13 protein-coding genes are annotated in these 16,576 nt (G+C 61.8%); 7 read left to right on the top strand and 6 right to left on the bottom strand.

Going from position 1 to position 16,576, the window contains the following annotated elements; genetic code table 11:
* Positions 1-96: 96 nt before the first annotated feature.
* From G6041_RS10800 to fdhF, 4 genes are read right to left on the bottom strand one after another with little or no spacing between them, the layout of a single operon-like run.
* On the bottom strand, positions 97-1,119 hold the full coding sequence (locus G6041_RS10800) for a cytochrome d ubiquinol oxidase subunit II (RefSeq protein WP_012125539.1): 1,023 nt from the start codon (positions 1,117-1,119) through the stop codon (positions 97-99).
* Positions 1,112-2,524, bottom strand: coding sequence for a cytochrome ubiquinol oxidase subunit I (locus G6041_RS10795; protein WP_012125538.1), 1,413 nt, complete (start codon positions 2,522-2,524; stop codon positions 1,112-1,114). Before G6041_RS10795 ends, G6041_RS10800 begins: the two co-directional genes overlap by 8 nt.
* A 2-nt stretch (positions 2,525-2,526) precedes the next feature.
* Positions 2,527-3,015 carry a DUF1641 domain-containing protein gene (locus tag G6041_RS10790; RefSeq protein WP_004386808.1) on the bottom strand — a complete coding sequence of 163 codons (489 nt, stop codon included), beginning with the start codon at positions 3,013-3,015 and terminating at the stop codon, positions 2,527-2,529.
* Entirely contained in the window at positions 3,015-5,987 is a 2,973-nt protein-coding gene (gene fdhF / locus G6041_RS10785; RefSeq protein WP_054628515.1) for a formate dehydrogenase subunit alpha, read from the bottom strand. Before fdhF ends, G6041_RS10790 begins: the two co-directional genes overlap by 1 nt.
* A gap of 282 nt (positions 5,988-6,269) precedes the next feature.
* On the opposite strand from fdhF, the gene mmuP reads away from it, so the two are divergent.
* The 7 genes from mmuP (at position 6,270) to asr (ending at position 13,155) form a co-directional block, all read left to right on the top strand.
* A complete protein-coding gene (mmuP, locus tag G6041_RS10780; RefSeq protein ID WP_007865064.1) occupies positions 6,270-7,670 on the top strand; it encodes an S-methylmethionine permease in 1,401 nt (466 codons plus the stop codon).
* Positions 7,657-8,589, top strand: a complete 933-nt coding sequence (gene mmuM, locus G6041_RS10775; RefSeq protein ID WP_012125536.1) for a homocysteine S-methyltransferase — start codon at positions 7,657-7,659, stop codon at positions 8,587-8,589. The genes mmuP and mmuM overlap by 14 nt, the downstream gene beginning before the upstream one ends.
* Positions 8,590-9,180: 591 nt before the next feature.
* Positions 9,181-10,158, top strand: coding sequence for a taurine ABC transporter substrate-binding protein (tauA, locus tag G6041_RS10770; protein ID WP_012125535.1), 978 nt, complete (start codon positions 9,181-9,183; stop codon positions 10,156-10,158).
* Between the two features lie 9 nt (positions 10,159-10,167).
* Positions 10,168-10,947: a taurine ABC transporter ATP-binding subunit gene (gene tauB, locus G6041_RS10765; RefSeq protein ID WP_012125534.1), complete on the top strand. Its 780-nt coding sequence runs from the start codon at positions 10,168-10,170 to the stop codon at positions 10,945-10,947.
* Positions 10,931-11,758 carry a taurine ABC transporter permease TauC gene (gene tauC, locus G6041_RS10760; protein WP_004386805.1) on the top strand — a complete coding sequence of 276 codons (828 nt, stop codon included), beginning with the start codon at positions 10,931-10,933 and terminating at the stop codon, positions 11,756-11,758. Before tauB ends, tauC begins: the two co-directional genes overlap by 17 nt.
* Positions 11,755-12,606 (top strand): taurine dioxygenase, encoded by an 852-nt coding sequence (gene tauD, locus G6041_RS10755; RefSeq protein ID WP_012125533.1) that lies wholly within the window; start codon positions 11,755-11,757, stop codon positions 12,604-12,606. The genes tauC and tauD overlap by 4 nt, the downstream gene beginning before the upstream one ends.
* A gap of 156 nt (positions 12,607-12,762) precedes the next feature.
* The gene (gene asr, locus G6041_RS10750) at positions 12,763-13,155 is read left to right on the top strand and encodes an acid resistance repetitive basic protein Asr (RefSeq protein WP_007781213.1); all 393 of its coding nucleotides are present in this window, start codon (positions 12,763-12,765) and stop codon (positions 13,153-13,155) included.
* 498 nt (positions 13,156-13,653) lie between these two features.
* On the opposite strand, the gene G6041_RS10745 is transcribed toward asr, so the two are convergent.
* The gene (locus G6041_RS10745; RefSeq protein WP_012125532.1) at positions 13,654-15,372 is read right to left on the bottom strand and encodes a lysophospholipid acyltransferase family protein; all 1,719 of its coding nucleotides are present in this window, start codon (positions 15,370-15,372) and stop codon (positions 13,654-13,656) included.
* A 137-nt stretch (positions 15,373-15,509) separates the two neighbouring features.
* The gene (gene hemB, locus G6041_RS10740) at positions 15,510-16,487 is read right to left on the bottom strand and encodes a porphobilinogen synthase (protein WP_004386863.1); all 978 of its coding nucleotides are present in this window, start codon (positions 16,485-16,487) and stop codon (positions 15,510-15,512) included.
* Positions 16,488-16,576: the final 89 nt, after the last annotated feature.

The raw sequence follows: 16,576 nt of genomic DNA, 5'->3' as shown, positions 1-16,576 counted from the left end.
TTCTTTTTCGCTGTTTATTAAAATGAGCCAAAGTGAATATTCACTTCTTTTGTTTGCCGCGACAATTCTCATTAATGCTTCCTGTTATTCTTTTTCTTATTTATGCCGCCGGGAATGGCGCTCCTCTTCCCGCGCGGCGTGGATCTTGCCGCGAAACACCCAGAACCCCCAGCTGTTATAGATAAGCGTGATGGGCACAAAGACGCCAAAAGCGATAAGCATCAGCTTCTGCGTGGCGGGCGGCGCTGCAGCCTGAATAAGCAACAGATTCGGCGGCAGAATAAACGGAAAAACGGCCAGCAGCATCCCACCGAACGCCGTGATAAACAGTAAGAGTGTCATCGCGAGCGGCAGGAAATCGCGCCGCTGGCGCAGCGTCAGTATCACGCCCAAAAACGCCAGCAAACCCACCGCCACCAGCGGCCCGCTCCAGCGCCACAGTTGCAGATGCAGCCGGTAGGTCTCATTGAGCTGCACCGTCCAGACCAGCAGGCCGGCCAGCAGCGCGGCGGTGAGAAGGGCAAGCCACATGGCCTGACGCCGCGCCCACGCGTTGAGTTCCCCTTCGCAGCGCCAGATAAGCCAGCACGCGCCGAGCAGCGCATAGCCGACGCTGAGCGCCATCGCGCAGAAGACCGAAAAGGGCGACAACCAGTCCATCGGGCCGCCGGTAAATGTCGCGCCGTTATGGGTAATGCCTTCAACCCACGCGCCCATCGTCGCGCCCTGGCTTAACGACGTCAGCCAGGAGCCTGCGATAAACAGCGCGTCGAACAGTCGCGGGCGCAGGTGACGGTACTCAATCGCCACGCCGCGCACAATCATCGCCAGCAGCATGATATAGACCGGCAGGTAGAGCGCGCTGTAGAGAATGCTGAAGGCGACGGGGAACATCGCCAGCAGCGCGCCTGCGGTCAGCACCAGCCAGGTTTCGTTGCCGTCCCAGACCGGCAGCAGCGAAATGTTCATCTGCTGGCGCGCCTGCGGCGACTGAAACGGCGCGAGCAGCCCCACGCCGAGATCCGCGCCGTCGAGCAACACGTAAATCAACACGCCTGCGGCGAGCGCCCCGGCGCAGAGCAGCGTTAACAGCGGCAGAGAAAGCAGTAGTTCAGTCATCTGAATGCCCCCGCAGGCTGTGCGGCGTCACGCCGCTGCCGGTTTGCGCCGCCACGGACGGGTTGGCATCCGGCGTGTCGTCGCCCGGTGGTTTCGCGAGCAGGCGCAGCATAAAGCCCATGCCGAGTGCGAAAATCAGCAGATAGACCACCACAATCGCGACAAACGAGCCGAGCACCAGCGAGGGCGCGATGGGCGAGGCGCTCTCGCGGGTCAGCAGCTGCCCGTAGACGGTCCACGGCTGGCGGCCCGTCTCGGTGACGACCCAGCCCGCGAGCATCGCGATAACGCCCGCCGGTGCCATCGCCACCATGCCGCGCTGCAGCCAGCGTGCCTTCCACAACCGACCACGCAGCCGCACCACCAGCCCGGCGACGCCAACGAAAATCATCAGAAAGCCGAGCCCGACCATTGCGCGAAACGCGAAGAAGACGCCGGGCACCCAGGGCAGTTCGTCCGGCGGATACTGATTCAGGCTATGAATGGTGCCGGTGAGGTTATGGCGCAGATAGAGCGAGCCGACGGACGGGATCGCCACTTCAACGTGGTTGCGCCGCGCCTCCATATCCGGGATCGCGAACAGCCGCAGCGGCTCGCCTTCGCCGGGCGGCGGCGGGTTCCAGCTGCCTTCCATCGCCGCCAGTTTAACCGGCTGGTGGTCACGGGTGTTTTCGCCATGCAGATCGCCCACCACCGCCTGAAGGGGCGCAAGCGCGAGCAATACCCACAGCCCCCAGGAGAACATTCGCCGCGCGCCCGGCTGTTGCGGATGCTTGAGCAGGTGCCACGCGCCGACCGCCGCCACCAGGCACGCGGTGGCGAGCAGCGCGGCGATGGACATATGTATCAGCCGGTACGGAAAGGACGGGTTGAAAATCACCGCCCACCAGTCAACGGGCTGAAAGCGGCCATCGGGCCCGATGATGAAGCCCGCGGGCGTCTGCATCCAGGAGTTCGCCGACAATATCCAGAAGGCGCTGAACAGCGAGCCTGCCGCCACCACGCAGGTGGCGACAAAATGCACCCATGGACGCACTTTGCCCATGCCGAACAGCACCACGCCCATAAAGCCCGCTTCGAGGAAAAACGCCACCAGCACTTCCATGTACATCAGCGGCCCCATCACGGCGCCAGCGCGGCTGGAAAGCTCGCCCCAGTTGGCACCGAACTGGAATTCCATCAGCACGCCGGTGACGACGCCGACTGCGACGTTCAGGGCAAAGATCTTGCTCCAGTATTTATAGAGATCGAGATAAATGCGCTGCCTGCGCCACAGCCACAAGCCCTCCAGCAGCATCAGCCACTGCGCGAGGCCTATCGTCAGCGCCGCCAGCACGATGTGAAACCCGATGGTGAAGGCGAACTGGCTGCGCGCCAAAAGCAGCGCGGTTTCCGGGCTAATCATTATCAGGCGTCGCTCGGCTTGCCGGTAAACGAGGAGATGGGTTTATCCACCTCCTCTTCCATCCGGCGGGAGAAGGCTTTCAAACCGTTCAGCAGCGGCGTCAAAGAGCGCCACAGCTCATCGTCATGCAGCATTTTCCATGCCCCGCGCGCGCCTGGCGCGTCGGCCTGTTCGCTTTCCGGGCGCGCTTCTTCGCGGCTCAGTTCCGCGGCGAAATCACGCACGCCGAAGGCGAGCTTATACATCCGCTCCGGCGGAATGGTGGAGAGCGCCATCAGCAGCACAGAGATATTCTGGATAACGTTCAGCGAACCTTTGCGGCTCAGGCCGTCGATGATGACCTTGATCCACTCGTTGTTAGACGCCACCAGATCGTTGGTCAGGCGCAACACGCCATGCTCATGCAGCGTCTGGAGCAGGCGTTGCAGCTCTTCGTCCGCCGTCGGGCCGATACGTGGCGGCTCGGGCTGATAGTCAATCGCTTTAGCCATTAAAATTTCTCCGGGTGAGGTTCCTGTTCGGGCGGCAGACGGTAATCGTCACGCTGCCATTTCTCTTCGACCGGCACGCCCGCCATCGGCGTGCGGGCACCATAGCGGAAGTTGTGCCGCGGCAGCGGGGACGGGTGCGGCGCGCGGGAGAGTTTCTCCAGTTTTACCGCGAGCTCTTTATACGCTGGCGTGTTGACGTCAGGGTCGTGGTGCTCGCCGGTGAGCGCGTTAATGCCGGGTTTGCCCTGATGAATAGAGATAAAGAGCGACTGGCCCGCCACGCGATCGGTGATGACCACCGGCACCTCCAGCGAGCTGCGTCGCGAGGTGAGTTTCACCCAGTCGCCCTCTAAAAGCCCACGCTCAGCGGCAAGCTGCGGGCTGATTTCCACAAACCAGTCGGGCGACAGCGACATTGTACGCCCGCCGCGTCCGCTCTGGTTGGTCGACTGGAAATGCTCCAGCATGCGCCCGTTATTGAGCGCCAGATCGTATTCGTCATCCGGCGCTTCGGCGGGCGGTTGCCACTTCAGCGGGTAGAGCACGGCGCGGCCATCCGGGAAGTTAAACCCGTCGGTGTAGAGCAGCGGCGTGCTTTCGCCGTCAGGCTTCACCGGCCAGAGCTGGGAGTTCCAGCCTTCAAGACGCTCATAGCTGACGCCCGCGAACAGCATGGCGATACTCGCCGCCTCCGCCATGATTTGCGAGGGGTGCGTGTAGCCCCAGTCGTGGCCCATGCGTGCGGCAAGCTCGGTCAGAATGCGCCAGTCCGGGCGGCTGTCACCGAGCGGCGGCATGGCTTCATAGAAGCGCTGAATGCGTCGCTCGGTATTCACATAGGTGCCGTCTTTTTCAATGCTCGGGCAGGCGGGCAGCACCACATCGGCGAACTGCGCGGTGCGGCTTAAGAAGAGATCCTGCACCACCAGAAAATCGAGATCGGTAAAGCCCTCGTGCACGTTAGTGCTGTCAGCGTCGGAAAACGCCGTCTCTTCGCCAATGACATACATGGCGCGAATCTGTTTCGTGCGCGCGTGCTCCACCATCTCGAAGTTATCCGAGCCTGTCTCCAGAGACAGTTTTTCCGGCGCCACGCCCCAGGCTTTCGCCCATTTGGCGCGCACGGTTTCATCGCTCACCGATTCATAGCCGGGGTAGTAGTTTTTCAGGCAGCCGAAATCGCTCGCGCCCTGCACGTTATTATGCCCGCGCATCGGGTAGCCGCCTGTGCCGGGGCGACCGTAGTTGCCGGTGACCAGCAGCAGGTTGGAGAGCGCGGTACTGGTGTCCGCGCCGTGGCTGTGCTGGGTCACGCCCATCGCCCAGACGATGCAGACGGACGGCGCGTTGCCGATAAGCTCGGCGGCGGCGGTCAGCTCCTCCACCGTAAGCCCGGTCATGTCGGCGGCGAAGTCCAGCGTGAACGGCGCGAGCGACTGGCGGTATTCGTCCACCTGGTTGACGTGCGCTGCGAGAAACGCCTCGTCGGCGTAGCCGTGGTCAAACATATAGCGCGCCATCGCCGAGGCCCAGACCATATCGGTGCCGGGGCGAATGCGCAGGTAACGGTCGGCGCGCTCGGCCATTTCGTGACGGCGCGGATCCACCACCAGAAGCTGCTGCCCGTGATGTTTTTTCGCGGCTTTCATGCGCGCGGCGATCACCGGATGGTTCTCCGCGGTGTTGCTGCCGACAATCACAATCAGCGACGCCTTATGCAGATCCTCAATGGTGCCCGCGTCGCCGCCGTAACCGACGGTGCGGAACAGTCCTTTGGTGGCCGGGTTCTGGCAGTAGCGCGATGAGTTATCGACGCTGTTGGTGCCAATAATAAGACGCGCGATTTTCTGCGTCAGGTAGGCCTCTTCGTTGCTGCCCTTGCTGGAGCCGATAAAACCGATGGCCTGCGGCCCGTACTGATCGCGGATCGCCAGCAGACGGCGCGCCACCAGTTCCAGCGCCTCGTCCCAGCTCGCTTCACGGAAGCGGTCGTTCTCGCGGATAAGCGGTGTGGTGAGGCGTGCTTTATCGTTAAGGAAATCCCAGGCAAATTTGCCCTTCACGCAGGTGGAGATGCCGTTGGCAGGCGCGTCGGCGACAGGCTGCACTTTCAGCACGTGGCGGTCGCGCGTCCAGATCTCGAAGCTGCACCCGACGCCGCAGTAGGTACAGACCGTTTTGGTGCGTTTGATTTCCGGCTGCCGCCAGTGCATGTCCATCACCGAAATGCCGGTAATGATCTCAGCGCCCGTGGTGTTTTCGATGGCTTTCACCAGATCTATCATCGGGCGCTTGAGCGTCTGCTTCATGCTGGTAAATGGCCCGGCGTCCGGCTGCATGGTTTTCTCAAGCAGCGCGTTGCAGGGACAGACGGTGACGCAATGCCCACAGCTCACGCAGCTGGAGCCGGCGATAGTCTCGCCGCCGTCCCAGAGTACGCGCGGGTGGGCCATGGTGTAATCGATGCTCAGCGTCTCGTTGACCTCGACGTTCTGGCACGCCTCCACGCAGCGCCCGCACAGAATGCACTGGTCCGGATCGTAGGTGTAAAACGGGTTGGAGTGGTCTTTAACGTAGGGTTTGCGCTGGTATTCGTAGCGCTGAATCGGAATATGCATATCCGCCACGGCATTATGCAGCGTGCAGTCGCCGGTGTTGTGTTCGCAGACGGTACAGTAGAGTTCATGTTTGGCGAGCAGCCTGTCCATGCCTTCGTGCTGCGCCGCCTGCGCCTCAGGCGTGCGGCTGGCAATTTCCATGCCCTGCGCGCTTTTCAGCGTACAGCCGCGCACCAGCTCGCCCTGATACTCCACCCAGCAGACATCGCAGGTTTGCATCGGCTCAAGCGCGGGGTGGTAACAGACGTGCGGGAGCTTGACATCGCAGGCCGTCAGAAAATCGATAAGCGGGATATTCGCGGGGCCAGTCAGCGGCCTCCCGTCATAAAACAGGGTACAGAGCGACTCTTGCATAGTGCTTCCTCAAACGTGCCTTGCCAGTGCCGCGAACGTGCGCCGCAGCGAAGAAGAGCGGCTTCTCCGCGGGGAGGCGCTCTCGTTATAGTGACTTAAAGGTAGTAACCGACCCCTGGCTTCGCCAGCGAAGGGTGTTGCGAAGTATGTATGCGGTGAATAATCAGGCGAGGGCAGTTGCGCATAAGTGGCTGAGCGCACGACGGCTTTTGCATTTCGCACCGCTTCCCGGTATAACGTTCAGTTATGGATGTTTAGACGTCTGAACGTATAGAAGGGTTTATGCAGGAATCGCAGCAGCTACAACGCACCATGAAGGCCCGTCATCTGGTGATGCTCTCACTGGGGGGCGTTATCGGCACCGGGCTGTTCTTTAATACCGGCTATATTATTTCCACGACCGGGGCGGCGGGCACGCTGCTGGCGTATCTTATCGGCGCGCTGGTGGTCTGGCTGGTGATGCAGTGCCTCGGCGAGCTGGCCGTCGCCATGCCGGAAACCGGCGCGTTTCACGTCTACGCGGCGCGCTATCTGGGCCCGGCGACCGGCTATACCGTCGCCTGGCTCTACTGGCTCACCTGGACCGTGGCGCTCGGCTCAAGCTTTACCGCCGCCGGGTTCTGTATGCAGTACTGGTTTCCGCAGGTGCCGGTGTGGGTCTGGTGTCTGGTCTTCTGCGTGGTGATTTTCGGGCTGAATGTTTTCTCCACGCGGCTGTTCGCCGAGGGAGAATTCTGGTTTTCGCTTATCAAAGTCATCACTATCGTGGCGTTTATCGTGCTGGGCGGGGCGGCGATGTTCGGCATTCTGCCGATGAAAGATGGCTCGCCCGCGCCGCTGTTCCATAACCTGACCGCCGCGGGCTGGTTCCCCGCCGGAACGCTGCCGATCCTGATGACGATGGTGGCGGTGAACTTCGCGTTTTCCGGCACCGAGCTTATCGGCATCGCGGCCGGTGAAACCGAAAACCCGCAGCAGGTGGTGCCGGTTGCGATTCGCACGACCATCGTGCGGCTGGTGATTTTCTTCCTTGGCACCGTGCTGGTGCTGGCGGCGCTGATCCCGATGGATCAGGCGGGCGTGGTGAAAAGCCCGTTCGTGCTGGTGTTTGAGAAAATCGGCATTCCGTACGCCGCCGATATCATTAACTTCGTGATCCTCACCGCGATTTTGTCCGCGGCGAATTCGGGGCTTTACGCCTCCGGGCGGATGCTCTGGTCGCTTGCCAACGAGCGCACGCTGCCGCGCGGTTTTTCGCGCCTCACGCGTCGCGGCGTGCCGCTGACGGCGCTGTCGGTGAGTATGCTGGGCGGCGTGCTGGCGCTGTTTTCCAGCATCGTGGCGCCGGATACGGTCTTTGTGGCGCTCTCGGCGATTTCCGGTTTCGCGGTGGTGGCGGTTTGGCTCAGCATTTGCGCCGCGCATTTTATGTTCCGTCGCCGTCATCTGGCCGAGGGCCGGGCGCTCAACGAATTACATTACCGCGCGCCCTGGTACCCGCTGACGCCGGTGCTGGGCTTCGCGCTCTGTTTTATCGCCTGCGTCGGGCTGGCGTTCGATCCGGGCCAGCGCATCGCGCTCTGGTGCGGGCTGCCGTTTGTGGCGTTCTGCTACGGCGCGTATTATCTGACGCAATTTTTCCGCACGCGCCGCACCGAGGAGCCTCGCCATGTTGCTGAATAACCCGTTAACCCCGCTCTTAAGCCAGCAGCCGTTTGTGGTGCTGGACGGCGCGCTCGCAACCGAACTGGAAGCGCGCGGCTGTAATCTCGCTGACAGTTTATGGTCGGCGAAAGTCCTGATGGAGCAGCCGGAGCTGATTTACGCGGTGCATCTTGATTACTTCCGCGCCGGGGCGCAGTGCGCCATTACCGCCAGCTACCAGGCGACGCCAGCCGGTTTTGCCGCGCGCGGGCTGGATGAGGCGCAGTCACGGGCGCTGATTGCGCGAAGCGTCGAACTGGCGCGTCAGGCGCGTGACGATTATTACCACGAACAGCCGGATGCCGGACCGCTGCTGGTGGCAGGCTCCGTCGGGCCGTATGGCGCGTACCTGGCGGACGGCTCGGAATACCGCGGCGACTATGCGCTTTCGGCGGCGGAGTTTGCGGATTTCCATCGTCCGCGCGTGGAGGCGCTCCTTGAGGCGGGCGTGGATCTGCTGGCCTGCGAAACGCTGCCGTCGCTCCCGGAAGCGCTGGCGCTCGCCGCGCTGCTGGAAAGCTACCCGCAGGCGCGCGCGTGGTTTACCTTTACGCTTCGCGACAGCGACCACATCAGCGACGGCACGCCGCTTAGTGATGTGGCGGCCGCGCTCGCGCCGTATACGCAGATTGTGGCGCTCGGCATCAACTGCGTGGCGCTGGAGAAAACCACTGCCGCGCTGGCGCGTCTGCATGACGCCACCCGGCTGCCGCTGGTAGTGTACCCGAACTCCGGCGAGCAGTATGACGCGGTGAGCAAAACCTGGCGTCACGACGGGCACGCCTGCCAGACGCTGGCGCATTATCTGGGGGAGTGGCGCGCGGCGGGCGCGGCGCTGATTGGCGGTTGTTGCCGCACCACGCCTGCGGATATCGCGGCGCTGCGCGCGCAGCGTTAAGGGAAATGCCGGGTGCGCTTCGCTTACCCGGCCTACATAACCTGGGCATCTATTTTGTAGGGCGGGTAAGCGAAGCCGCACCCGCCGTTTTTTTTACCAGAAGATGACCTGAATTGTAGGGCGGGTAAGCGAAGCGCACCCGCCAGTTAGGGAGCGGGGCGCATAGGGAAGGCCGGTGAAATCGTTCCGTTCGCCATCACGTCATTTCCCTCTGTGCCGTTCTCTCACGCGAACGTGCAAAGGGGGCTCGCCGCCGACCCCTTTGCAATCCCGGCTCCCGGCGGAAATCGGCCCGGAGGGCCGATTTTTTTAGCCGGAGTAAAACCATCCACCTTGCCGTCCGCGTTGTGGCCGGGCGGAAAAACGGTGGGTGCGCTTCGCTTACTCACCCTACGATGAAATGGGAGAGCGCCACGCACCCGGCATCCCAATCCTCACTCCTGCACCTCTTCCCATCGCACAAAATTAACTAATCTTTGCCGGTTTTTTTCTAAAAACGATTCGGTATTAGCGATGCTTTTTTATTCCTTCAACTGATGTCCCGCAGCGGAAATACTGCCCGTATAACAAGAGACTACAGGGGCAGACAGTATGGCAATCACATCGCGTATTACGCTCATCGGCGCGCTGGCGCTGTGGGCATTTCAGGCGCAGGCGGTAAATGTCACCGTCGCGTATCAGACCTCCGCCGAACCCGCCAAAGTGGCGCAGGCGGATAACACCTTCGCTAAAGAGAGCGGCGCGACGGTCGAGTGGCGTAAATTCGACAGCGGGGCCAGCGTGGTGCGCGCGCTCGCCTCGGGCGACGTGCAGATAGGCAATATCGGCTCCAGCCCGCTCGCCGTCGCGGCAAGCCAGAATGTCCCCATTGAAGTGTTTCTGCTCGCCTCACAGCTTGGCAACTCCGAGGCGCTGGTGGTGAAAAAATCGATTCGCACACCGCAGGATCTCATCGGCAAACGCATCGCGGTGCCGTTTATCTCCACCACCCACTACAGCCTGCTGGCGGCGCTGAAACACTGGGGCATTCGACCGGATCAACTGAGCATCGTTAACCTTCAGCCGCCGGCGATCATCGCCGCCTGGCAGCGGGGCGATATCGACGGCGCTTACGTCTGGGCACCGGCCGTTAACGCGCTGGAAAAAGAGGGTACGGTGCTGACCGACTCCTCGCAGGTGGGGAAGTGGGGCTCGCCGACGCTGGATGTCTGGGTGGTGCGTAAAGACTTCGCCGAAAAACACCCGGAAGTGGTCACCGCCTTTGCCCGCAGCGCGCTGGCGGCCCAGCGCGGGTATCTCGACAACCCCGACGGCTGGCTTACGCAGCCGGATCATCTTGAGAAGCTCGCGCGCTTAAGCGGCGTGCCGCAGGGCGATGTGCCGGGGCTGGTGAAGGGCAATACCTATCTTCCCGCCAGCCAGCAGGTGGAGCAGCTTAACGGGCCGGTTAATCAGGCGATTGTCGACACCGCCGCGTTTTTAAAAGCGCAGGGCAAAGTGGCGCAGGCCGGGCAGGATTACCGCGCGTTCGTCACCGATCGCTTTGTGAAGCCGCTGGCTCAGCCGTAAGGGGGCGCGATGCTACAGGTCTCTCACCTTCACGCGAGTTTCGACGGCAAGCCCGCGCTTGCCGATATCAGCCTGACGCTTAATGACGGCGAGCTGCTGGTGGTGCTCGGCCCGTCCGGCTGCGGCAAAACCACGCTGCTGAATCTCATCGCGGGTTTTTTACCGGTGGAAACGGGCAACATTACGCTCGATGGCCGCGCCGTCACCGGGCCAGGCGCCGATCGCGGCGTGGTGTTTCAGCATGAGGGGCTGCTGCCGTGGCGCAGCGTGCTCGATAACGTCGCGTTCGGGTTACAGCTTCAGGGCGTCGGTCGTGAAGAACGCCGCGCGCTGGCGCGCCAGATGCTTGCGAAAGTAGGGCTTGAGGGCGCGGAAAACCGCTTTATCTGGCAGCTTTCCGGTGGGCAGCGGCAGCGTGTCGGCATCGCCCGCGCGCTGGCGGCCGACCCGCAACTGCTGCTGCTGGATGAACCCTTCGGCGCGCTGGACGCCTTTACCCGCGAGCAGATGCAGACGCTGCTGCTGCGCCTGTGGGCGATAAGCGGCAAAAAGGTTCTGCTCATTACCCATGACATCGAAGAAGCCGTGTTTATGGCGACCGATCTCGTGCTGCTGTCGCCGGGGCCAGGGCGCGTGCAGGAGCGGCTGAGCCTTGATTTTGCGAGGCGGTTTGTCGCGGGCGAACCGGCGCGCGCCATTAAATCCGATCCGGCATTTATCGCCCGTCGCGAATATGTTCTGAGCCGGGTCTTTGAATTACGGGAGAGCGTCTATGAGCGTACTGATTAACGATAACGCGGCGCGCACGCCGGTGCGCCGCCGCCGTGTGGCCGTACGCCCGGTGACGATAAGCCTCGCCACGCTCGGCGCGCTGCTGGCGCTCTGGTGGGCGGCGACGGCGCTGCAACTGGTGAGCCCGCTGTTTCTGCCCGCGCCGCAGCAGGTGCTGCGCCAGCTCATTACCATTGCCGGGCCGCAGGGCTTTATGGACGCCACGCTCTGGGCGCATCTGGGCGCGAGCCTGGGCCGCATGCTGACCGCGCTGCTGGCCGCGGCGCTTATCGGCATTCCGGTGGGCATCGCCATGGGGCTTAACCCGACGCTGCGCGCCATTCTCGACCCGCTGATTGAACTGTACCGGCCCATTCCGCCGCTCGCCTATCTGCCGCTAATGGTTATCTGGTTCGGCATCGGCGAAACCTCCAAAGTGTTGCTGATCTATCTGGCGATTTTCGCGCCGGTGGCGATGTCGGCGCTGGCGGGCGTGAAGAGCGCGCAGCAGGTGCGTATCCGCGCGGCGCAGTCCTTAGGCGCGAGCCGCTGGCAGCTGCTGTGGCATGTGATTCTGCCCGGCGCGCTGCCGGAGATTTTAACCGGCCTGCGCATCGGGCTTGGGGTCGGCTGGTCGACGCTGGTCGCCGCCGAGCTTATCGCCGCCACGCGCGGGCTTGGGTTTATGGTGCAGTCCGCCGGTGAGTTCCTGGCGACAGATGTCGTGCTGGCGGGCATCGCGGTGATAGCCCTGGTGGCTTTTATTTTAGAACTGGGGCTGCGCGCGCTGACGCGCCGTCTGACGCCCTGGCATGGAGAAACGCAATGAGCGAACGCATAACCATCACGCCGCTGGGGCCGTATATCGGCGCCCTGGTTTCCGATATCAACCTGGCGCGACCGCTGAGCGACAGTCAGTTCGAGCAGCTGTATCACGCGCTCATCCGCCATCAGGTGTTGTTCGTGCGCGATCAGCCGATTACCCCGCAGCAGCAGCGGGCGCTGGCGATGCGCTTTGGCGATCTGCATATCCACCCGGTCTACCCGCATGCGGAAGGCGTGGAGGAGATTATCGTGCTGGATACGCATAACGATAACCCGCCGGATAACGATAACTGGCATACCGACGTGACCTTTATCGACACGCCGCCCGCGGGCGCAATCCTGGCGGCGAAAGCGCTGCCGCCCACCGGCGGCGATACGCTCTGGACGAGCGGCATCGCGGCGTTTGAGGCGCTCTCCGCCCCGTTTCAGCAGTTGTTAAGCGGCCTGCGCGCCGAGCACGATTTCCGTAAGTCGTTCCCGGAGTGGAAGCATACGAAAACAGAGGAAGAGCATCAGCGCTGGATCACGGCGGTGGAGAAAAACCCGCCGCTGCTGCACCCGGTGGTGCGCACGCATCCGGTGAGCGGCAAGCAGGCGCTGTTTGTGAACGAAGGCTTTACGACGCGCATTGTCGATGTGTCGCCCAAAGAGAGCGATGCGCTGCTGAATTTTCTTTTCGCGCATATTACAAAGCCGGAATTCCAGGTGCGCTGGCGCTGGCAGGAAAACGACGTGGCGCTGTGGGATAACCGCGTGACGCAGCACTACGCCAACGCCGATTATCTCCCCGCCCGGCGCGTGATGCACCGCGCGACTATCCTTGGCGACAAGCCCTTTTACCGGGCCGGTTAAACCGAGGGCGCTGCGGCGCCCTTTCTTTTGCGTAGCGCTTGTACATTCGGTTACACGCCGATACCAATCACTCACTGAAGCGGCGGCACGGGTTCTCTATAGTGATTTCCAGAGCCCCGACGCGGGGTAACTAAAAGCCAATTCGAGGGTATAGAGATGAAAAAAGTATTAGCGCTGGTTGTTGCCGCCACTATGGGTCTGTCTGCTGCTGCGTTCGCTGCTGATAACACTGCTGCACCGGCTCCGGCTGCTGCTGCAACCACTACCACCACTGCTGCACCGGCTAAAGCGCCTGCTGCAAAAACGCATCACAAAAAATCGCATAAAAAAGCCGTAGAGCAGAAAGCTCAGGCTGCGAAAAAGCACCACAAGAAAGCCGCTGAGCAGAAACCGGCTGCTGAGCAGAAAGCTCAGGCTGCCAAAAAGCACCACAAAAAAGCAGCCGCTCAGAAACCGGCTGTAGAGCAGAAAGCTCAGGCTGCGAAAAAGCACCACAAAAAAGCAGTGAAACACGATGCTGCTAAACCGGCTGCCCAGCCTGCTGCATAAGTTTTACGATTCCCCCAGTAAATCAAACCCCCGGCTTGCCGGGGGTTTTTTTATGGGCGGCGTGCGGGCTGAATGGTGGGTGCGCTTTGCTTACCCACCCTACGATGAGAATGGTGTTGTTTGTAGGGCGGGTAAGCGAAGCGCACCCGCCGTTCGGGGTTTCTCGATCTCGTTCAGAAAGAGCGTCGGTATGAGGGAATATATACCAGGGCGGTGAATAGGTTCCGTTCGCCATAAAGTCGCCTTCATGTGGGCGCTTTGCTCACGCGAACGTGCAAAGGGGGCTCGCCGCCGCCCCCTTTGCAATCCCGGCTCCCGGCGGAAATCGGCCCTGAGGGGCCGATTTTTTTTAGCCGGAGCAAAACCATCCACCTTACCAACCGATTAACGCCCGGGCGGAAAAAAGGTGGGTGCGCTTCGCTTACCCACCCTACGATTAGCGTAACGTAACGTGATTTGTAGGGCGGGTAAGCGAAGCGCACCCGCCAACAACACCGATTAGGGTGATTCAACCGCCGGCGCGGGCGTGCCGATATATCGCTCACGACGTGACGCTTTAAGGCGCGTTAAATCCACTAACACCAGCCCGTCCACACAATCATTAAACGCCGGATCGCTGCCAAAATCGATAAACTGCACGCCGCCCGGCTCGCACAACTCTGAATATTGCTTGTAAAGCGGCGGAATACCGCAACCCAGATTCCCCAGCAGCGACTTCAGACGCGTTAAATCTTCCTGATAACTTTCGCCGCCAAACTGCGCCAGCGCCTCCGGCAGTGACACCGGGTAAGGGCGACGCGAGGCGGCGAGTGGGTGCTGCGCCGGGAACCAGAGCCGGTAAAACGCGACCAGCAGATCCCGCGCGGCAGGCGGCAGGCCGCCGGAGATAGACACCGGCCCGAAGAGATAACGGTATTGCGGGTAGCGCGCCAGATACGCGCCGATGCCCGACCATAAATAATCAAGCCCGCGGCGTCCCCAGTATTGCGGCTGGATAAAGCTGCGGCCAAGCTCAATCCCCTGGCTTAAAATATCTTCCATCCGCTCGTCGTAATGAAACAGACTGTAGCTGTAAAGCCCCTGCGGGCCACGCTGCGCCACCTGTTGCGCTGTCGGGATAAACCGGTACGCGCCGACAATCTCCAGCGCCGCGTCGTCCCATAACACCAGATGCCAGTAGTCGTCGTCGTAGGCGTCGGTATCGCGCCGCTTGCCGCTGCCTTCGCCCACGGCGCGAAAGGCGATTTCACGAAGCCGCCCCAGCTCGCGCAGCACCGGCGCTTCTTCCATCCCGTTGCGTCGCCACAGATAAATGGTTTTGCCGTCCGGCGTCTCGCCCAGCGTCTCCGCCTGGGCCAGCGCCCGGCGCAGCACGGCCCGGTCTTCCGGGCGCGCGATGCCGCATTCGGTTTTAAAGCAGCCCGGCTGTCCTTTGCCCAGCCGTGAAACATGCTGGCGAAAACGCGCCGCCGCGTCACGCGGATGTGCGTTTGCATCATGCCAGGCGCTCCACGGGATACGCTCGCCAATATTGACTGGCAGCGTCGTGCCGCGCTTGCGAAACATTTCGCGAATAAGCATCAGCATGGCGAGCGGCGGGGCGACCAGCGCCGCGCCGTAAAACGCGAGACTGTTGCGCCCGGCGATATGCACCGGCAGCACCGGCGCGCGGTATCGGCTTGCGAGCTTCACAAAACCGGCGTTCCAGACGCCGTCCTGGATACCGTCAGGGCCAGGGCGCGACACCTCGCCTGCGGGAAAGAAAATCAGCGCGCCGCCGCGTTCAAGATGCGCCTCCATCTCTTTAATGGCGGTTTTGCGGGTGCGGTTGCCGATGTTATCCACGGCGATAAAGAGCGACGACAGCGGCTCCAGATGGCTCAGCATCCGGTTCGCCACCACGCGCACGTCGCGCCGCACGCGGGAAATGGCGTAGAGCAGCGCCAGCCCGTCGGCGGTGCCGGTCGGGTGGTTGGCGACAATCACCAGCGGCCCGTTATCCGGGATCTGCTCAAGCGAGCGGGCTGGCAGATCGCAGCGAATATCGAGATGCTCCAGCACCTGCTCGACCATATCGAGCCCTTTGAGATGGCGATGGCGGGCGGCGAATTGCTGAAACTCTTGTTCATACAGCAGGCGTTTGAGCGTTTTTTTCAGCCACGGGGCGGGGGTTTTCTGGGGGTAAAGATCGTCAAGAACGTTGTCGATGCTGAACACGGTTGTGTCTCCTCGGGAACCGTCTGCGAACAGTGATAGACCCGGAAGATGACGGCCGCATGTCAGGGGCGTGAAGGAACGGTCACAGCGTGTTAAGAAGGAGAAAACGCGGCGGACAGAACGCCCGCCGCGACAGGTCAGAGGATGTTTTTCTCGGCCAGATCGAGCGCGAAGTAGCTGAAGATAAGATCCGCGCCCGCGCGCTTGATAGCGCCGAGGCTTTCCAGGATCACTTTCTCTTCGTCAATCGCGCCCGCCTGGGCGGCGAATTTGATCATCGCGTATTCGCCGCTCACCTGATAAGCGCCAAGCGGCAGGCTGGTGCGCTCGCGCACGTCGCGCAGGATGTCGAGATAAGCGCCCGCCGGTTTGACCATCAGCGCGTCCGCGCCTTCGGCTTCATCCAGCAGCGATTCGCGGATCGCTTCGCGGCGGTTCATCGGGCTCATCTGATAAGTTTTACGATCGCCTTTCAGCGCGGTGCCCGCCGCTTCGCGGAACGGGCCGTAGAACGACGACGCGAATTTTGTGGAGTAGGAGAAGATAGCCGTATCCGTGAAGCCCGCGGCGTCGAGCGCCTGACGGATGGCTTTCACCTGGCCGTCCATCGCGGCGGAAGGCGCGATAAAATCGGCACCTGCAGCGGCAGCAACCACTGCCTGACGGCCCAGGTTGACCAGGGTCGCGTCGTTGTCCACGCCGTGTTCGCACAGCACGCCGCAGTGGCCGTGGCTGGTATATTCGCAAAAGCAGGTGTCAGACATCACGACCATTTCCGGCACGGCGTCTTTGGCGATACGCGACATACGCGCCACCAGACCGTTTTCATTCCAGGTGTCGCTACCGCACTCATCGGTGTGGTGCGAAATCCCGAAGGTCATCACGGAGCGGATGCCCGCTTTCGCAATACGCTCAATTTCACGGGCGAGGTATCTTTCCGGGATGCGCATTACGCCCGGCATGGCGGCGATCGGTTTGTAGTCGTCCAGCTCTTCCTCAACGAAAATCGGCAGTACCAGATCGTTGCGGCTTAACGAGGTTTCTTCAAACATGGCGCGCAGCGAGGCGTTCTGACGCAGGCGGCGCGGGCGGGAACTCAATGAAAAATCGGCCATAATTGCTTCTTATCAGAGAAATGGGACAGGCTTTATTTTAACCCGAAACAGGAAGGGATGTTTGACGATTGTGGGCGCTAAATCACGCG

This window comes from Cronobacter sp. HA18003 (assembly GCF_011605905.1).
Classification (GTDB): domain Bacteria; phylum Pseudomonadota; class Gammaproteobacteria; order Enterobacterales; family Enterobacteriaceae; genus Cronobacter; species Cronobacter sakazakii.
Note: the sequence above shows the minus strand (reverse complement) of the source record. Positions and strands in the feature narration are given on the sequence as shown.

What these genes read in the sequence shown, in the direction of transcription:
- G6041_RS10795 (WP_012125538.1), bottom strand. Translation starts at nt 2,524, where the DNA reads ATGATTAGCCCGGAAACCGCGCTGCTTTTGGCGCGCAGCCAGTTCGCC.
- G6041_RS10790 (WP_004386808.1), bottom strand. Translation starts at nt 3,015, where the DNA reads ATGGCTAAAGCGATTGACTATCAGCCCGAGCCGCCACGTATCGGCCCG.
- fdhF (WP_054628515.1), bottom strand. Translation starts at nt 5,987, where the DNA reads ATGCAAGAGTCGCTCTGTACCCTGTTTTATGACGGGAGGCCGCTGACT.
- asr (WP_007781213.1), top strand. Translation starts at nt 12,763, where the DNA reads ATGAAAAAAGTATTAGCGCTGGTTGTTGCCGCCACTATGGGTCTGTCT.
- G6041_RS10800 (WP_012125539.1), bottom strand. Translation starts at nt 1,119, where the DNA reads ATGACTGAACTACTGCTTTCTCTGCCGCTGTTAACGCTGCTCTGCGCC.
- mmuP (WP_007865064.1), top strand. Translation starts at nt 6,270, where the DNA reads ATGCAGGAATCGCAGCAGCTACAACGCACCATGAAGGCCCGTCATCTG.
- tauA (WP_012125535.1), top strand. Translation starts at nt 9,181, where the DNA reads ATGGCAATCACATCGCGTATTACGCTCATCGGCGCGCTGGCGCTGTGG.
- hemB (WP_004386863.1), bottom strand. Translation starts at nt 16,487, where the DNA reads ATGGCCGATTTTTCATTGAGTTCCCGCCCGCGCCGCCTGCGTCAGAAC.
- mmuM (WP_012125536.1), top strand. Translation starts at nt 7,657, where the DNA reads ATGTTGCTGAATAACCCGTTAACCCCGCTCTTAAGCCAGCAGCCGTTT.
- tauC (WP_004386805.1), top strand. Translation starts at nt 10,931, where the DNA reads ATGAGCGTACTGATTAACGATAACGCGGCGCGCACGCCGGTGCGCCGC.
- tauD (WP_012125533.1), top strand. Translation starts at nt 11,755, where the DNA reads ATGAGCGAACGCATAACCATCACGCCGCTGGGGCCGTATATCGGCGCC.
- tauB (WP_012125534.1), top strand. Translation starts at nt 10,168, where the DNA reads ATGCTACAGGTCTCTCACCTTCACGCGAGTTTCGACGGCAAGCCCGCG.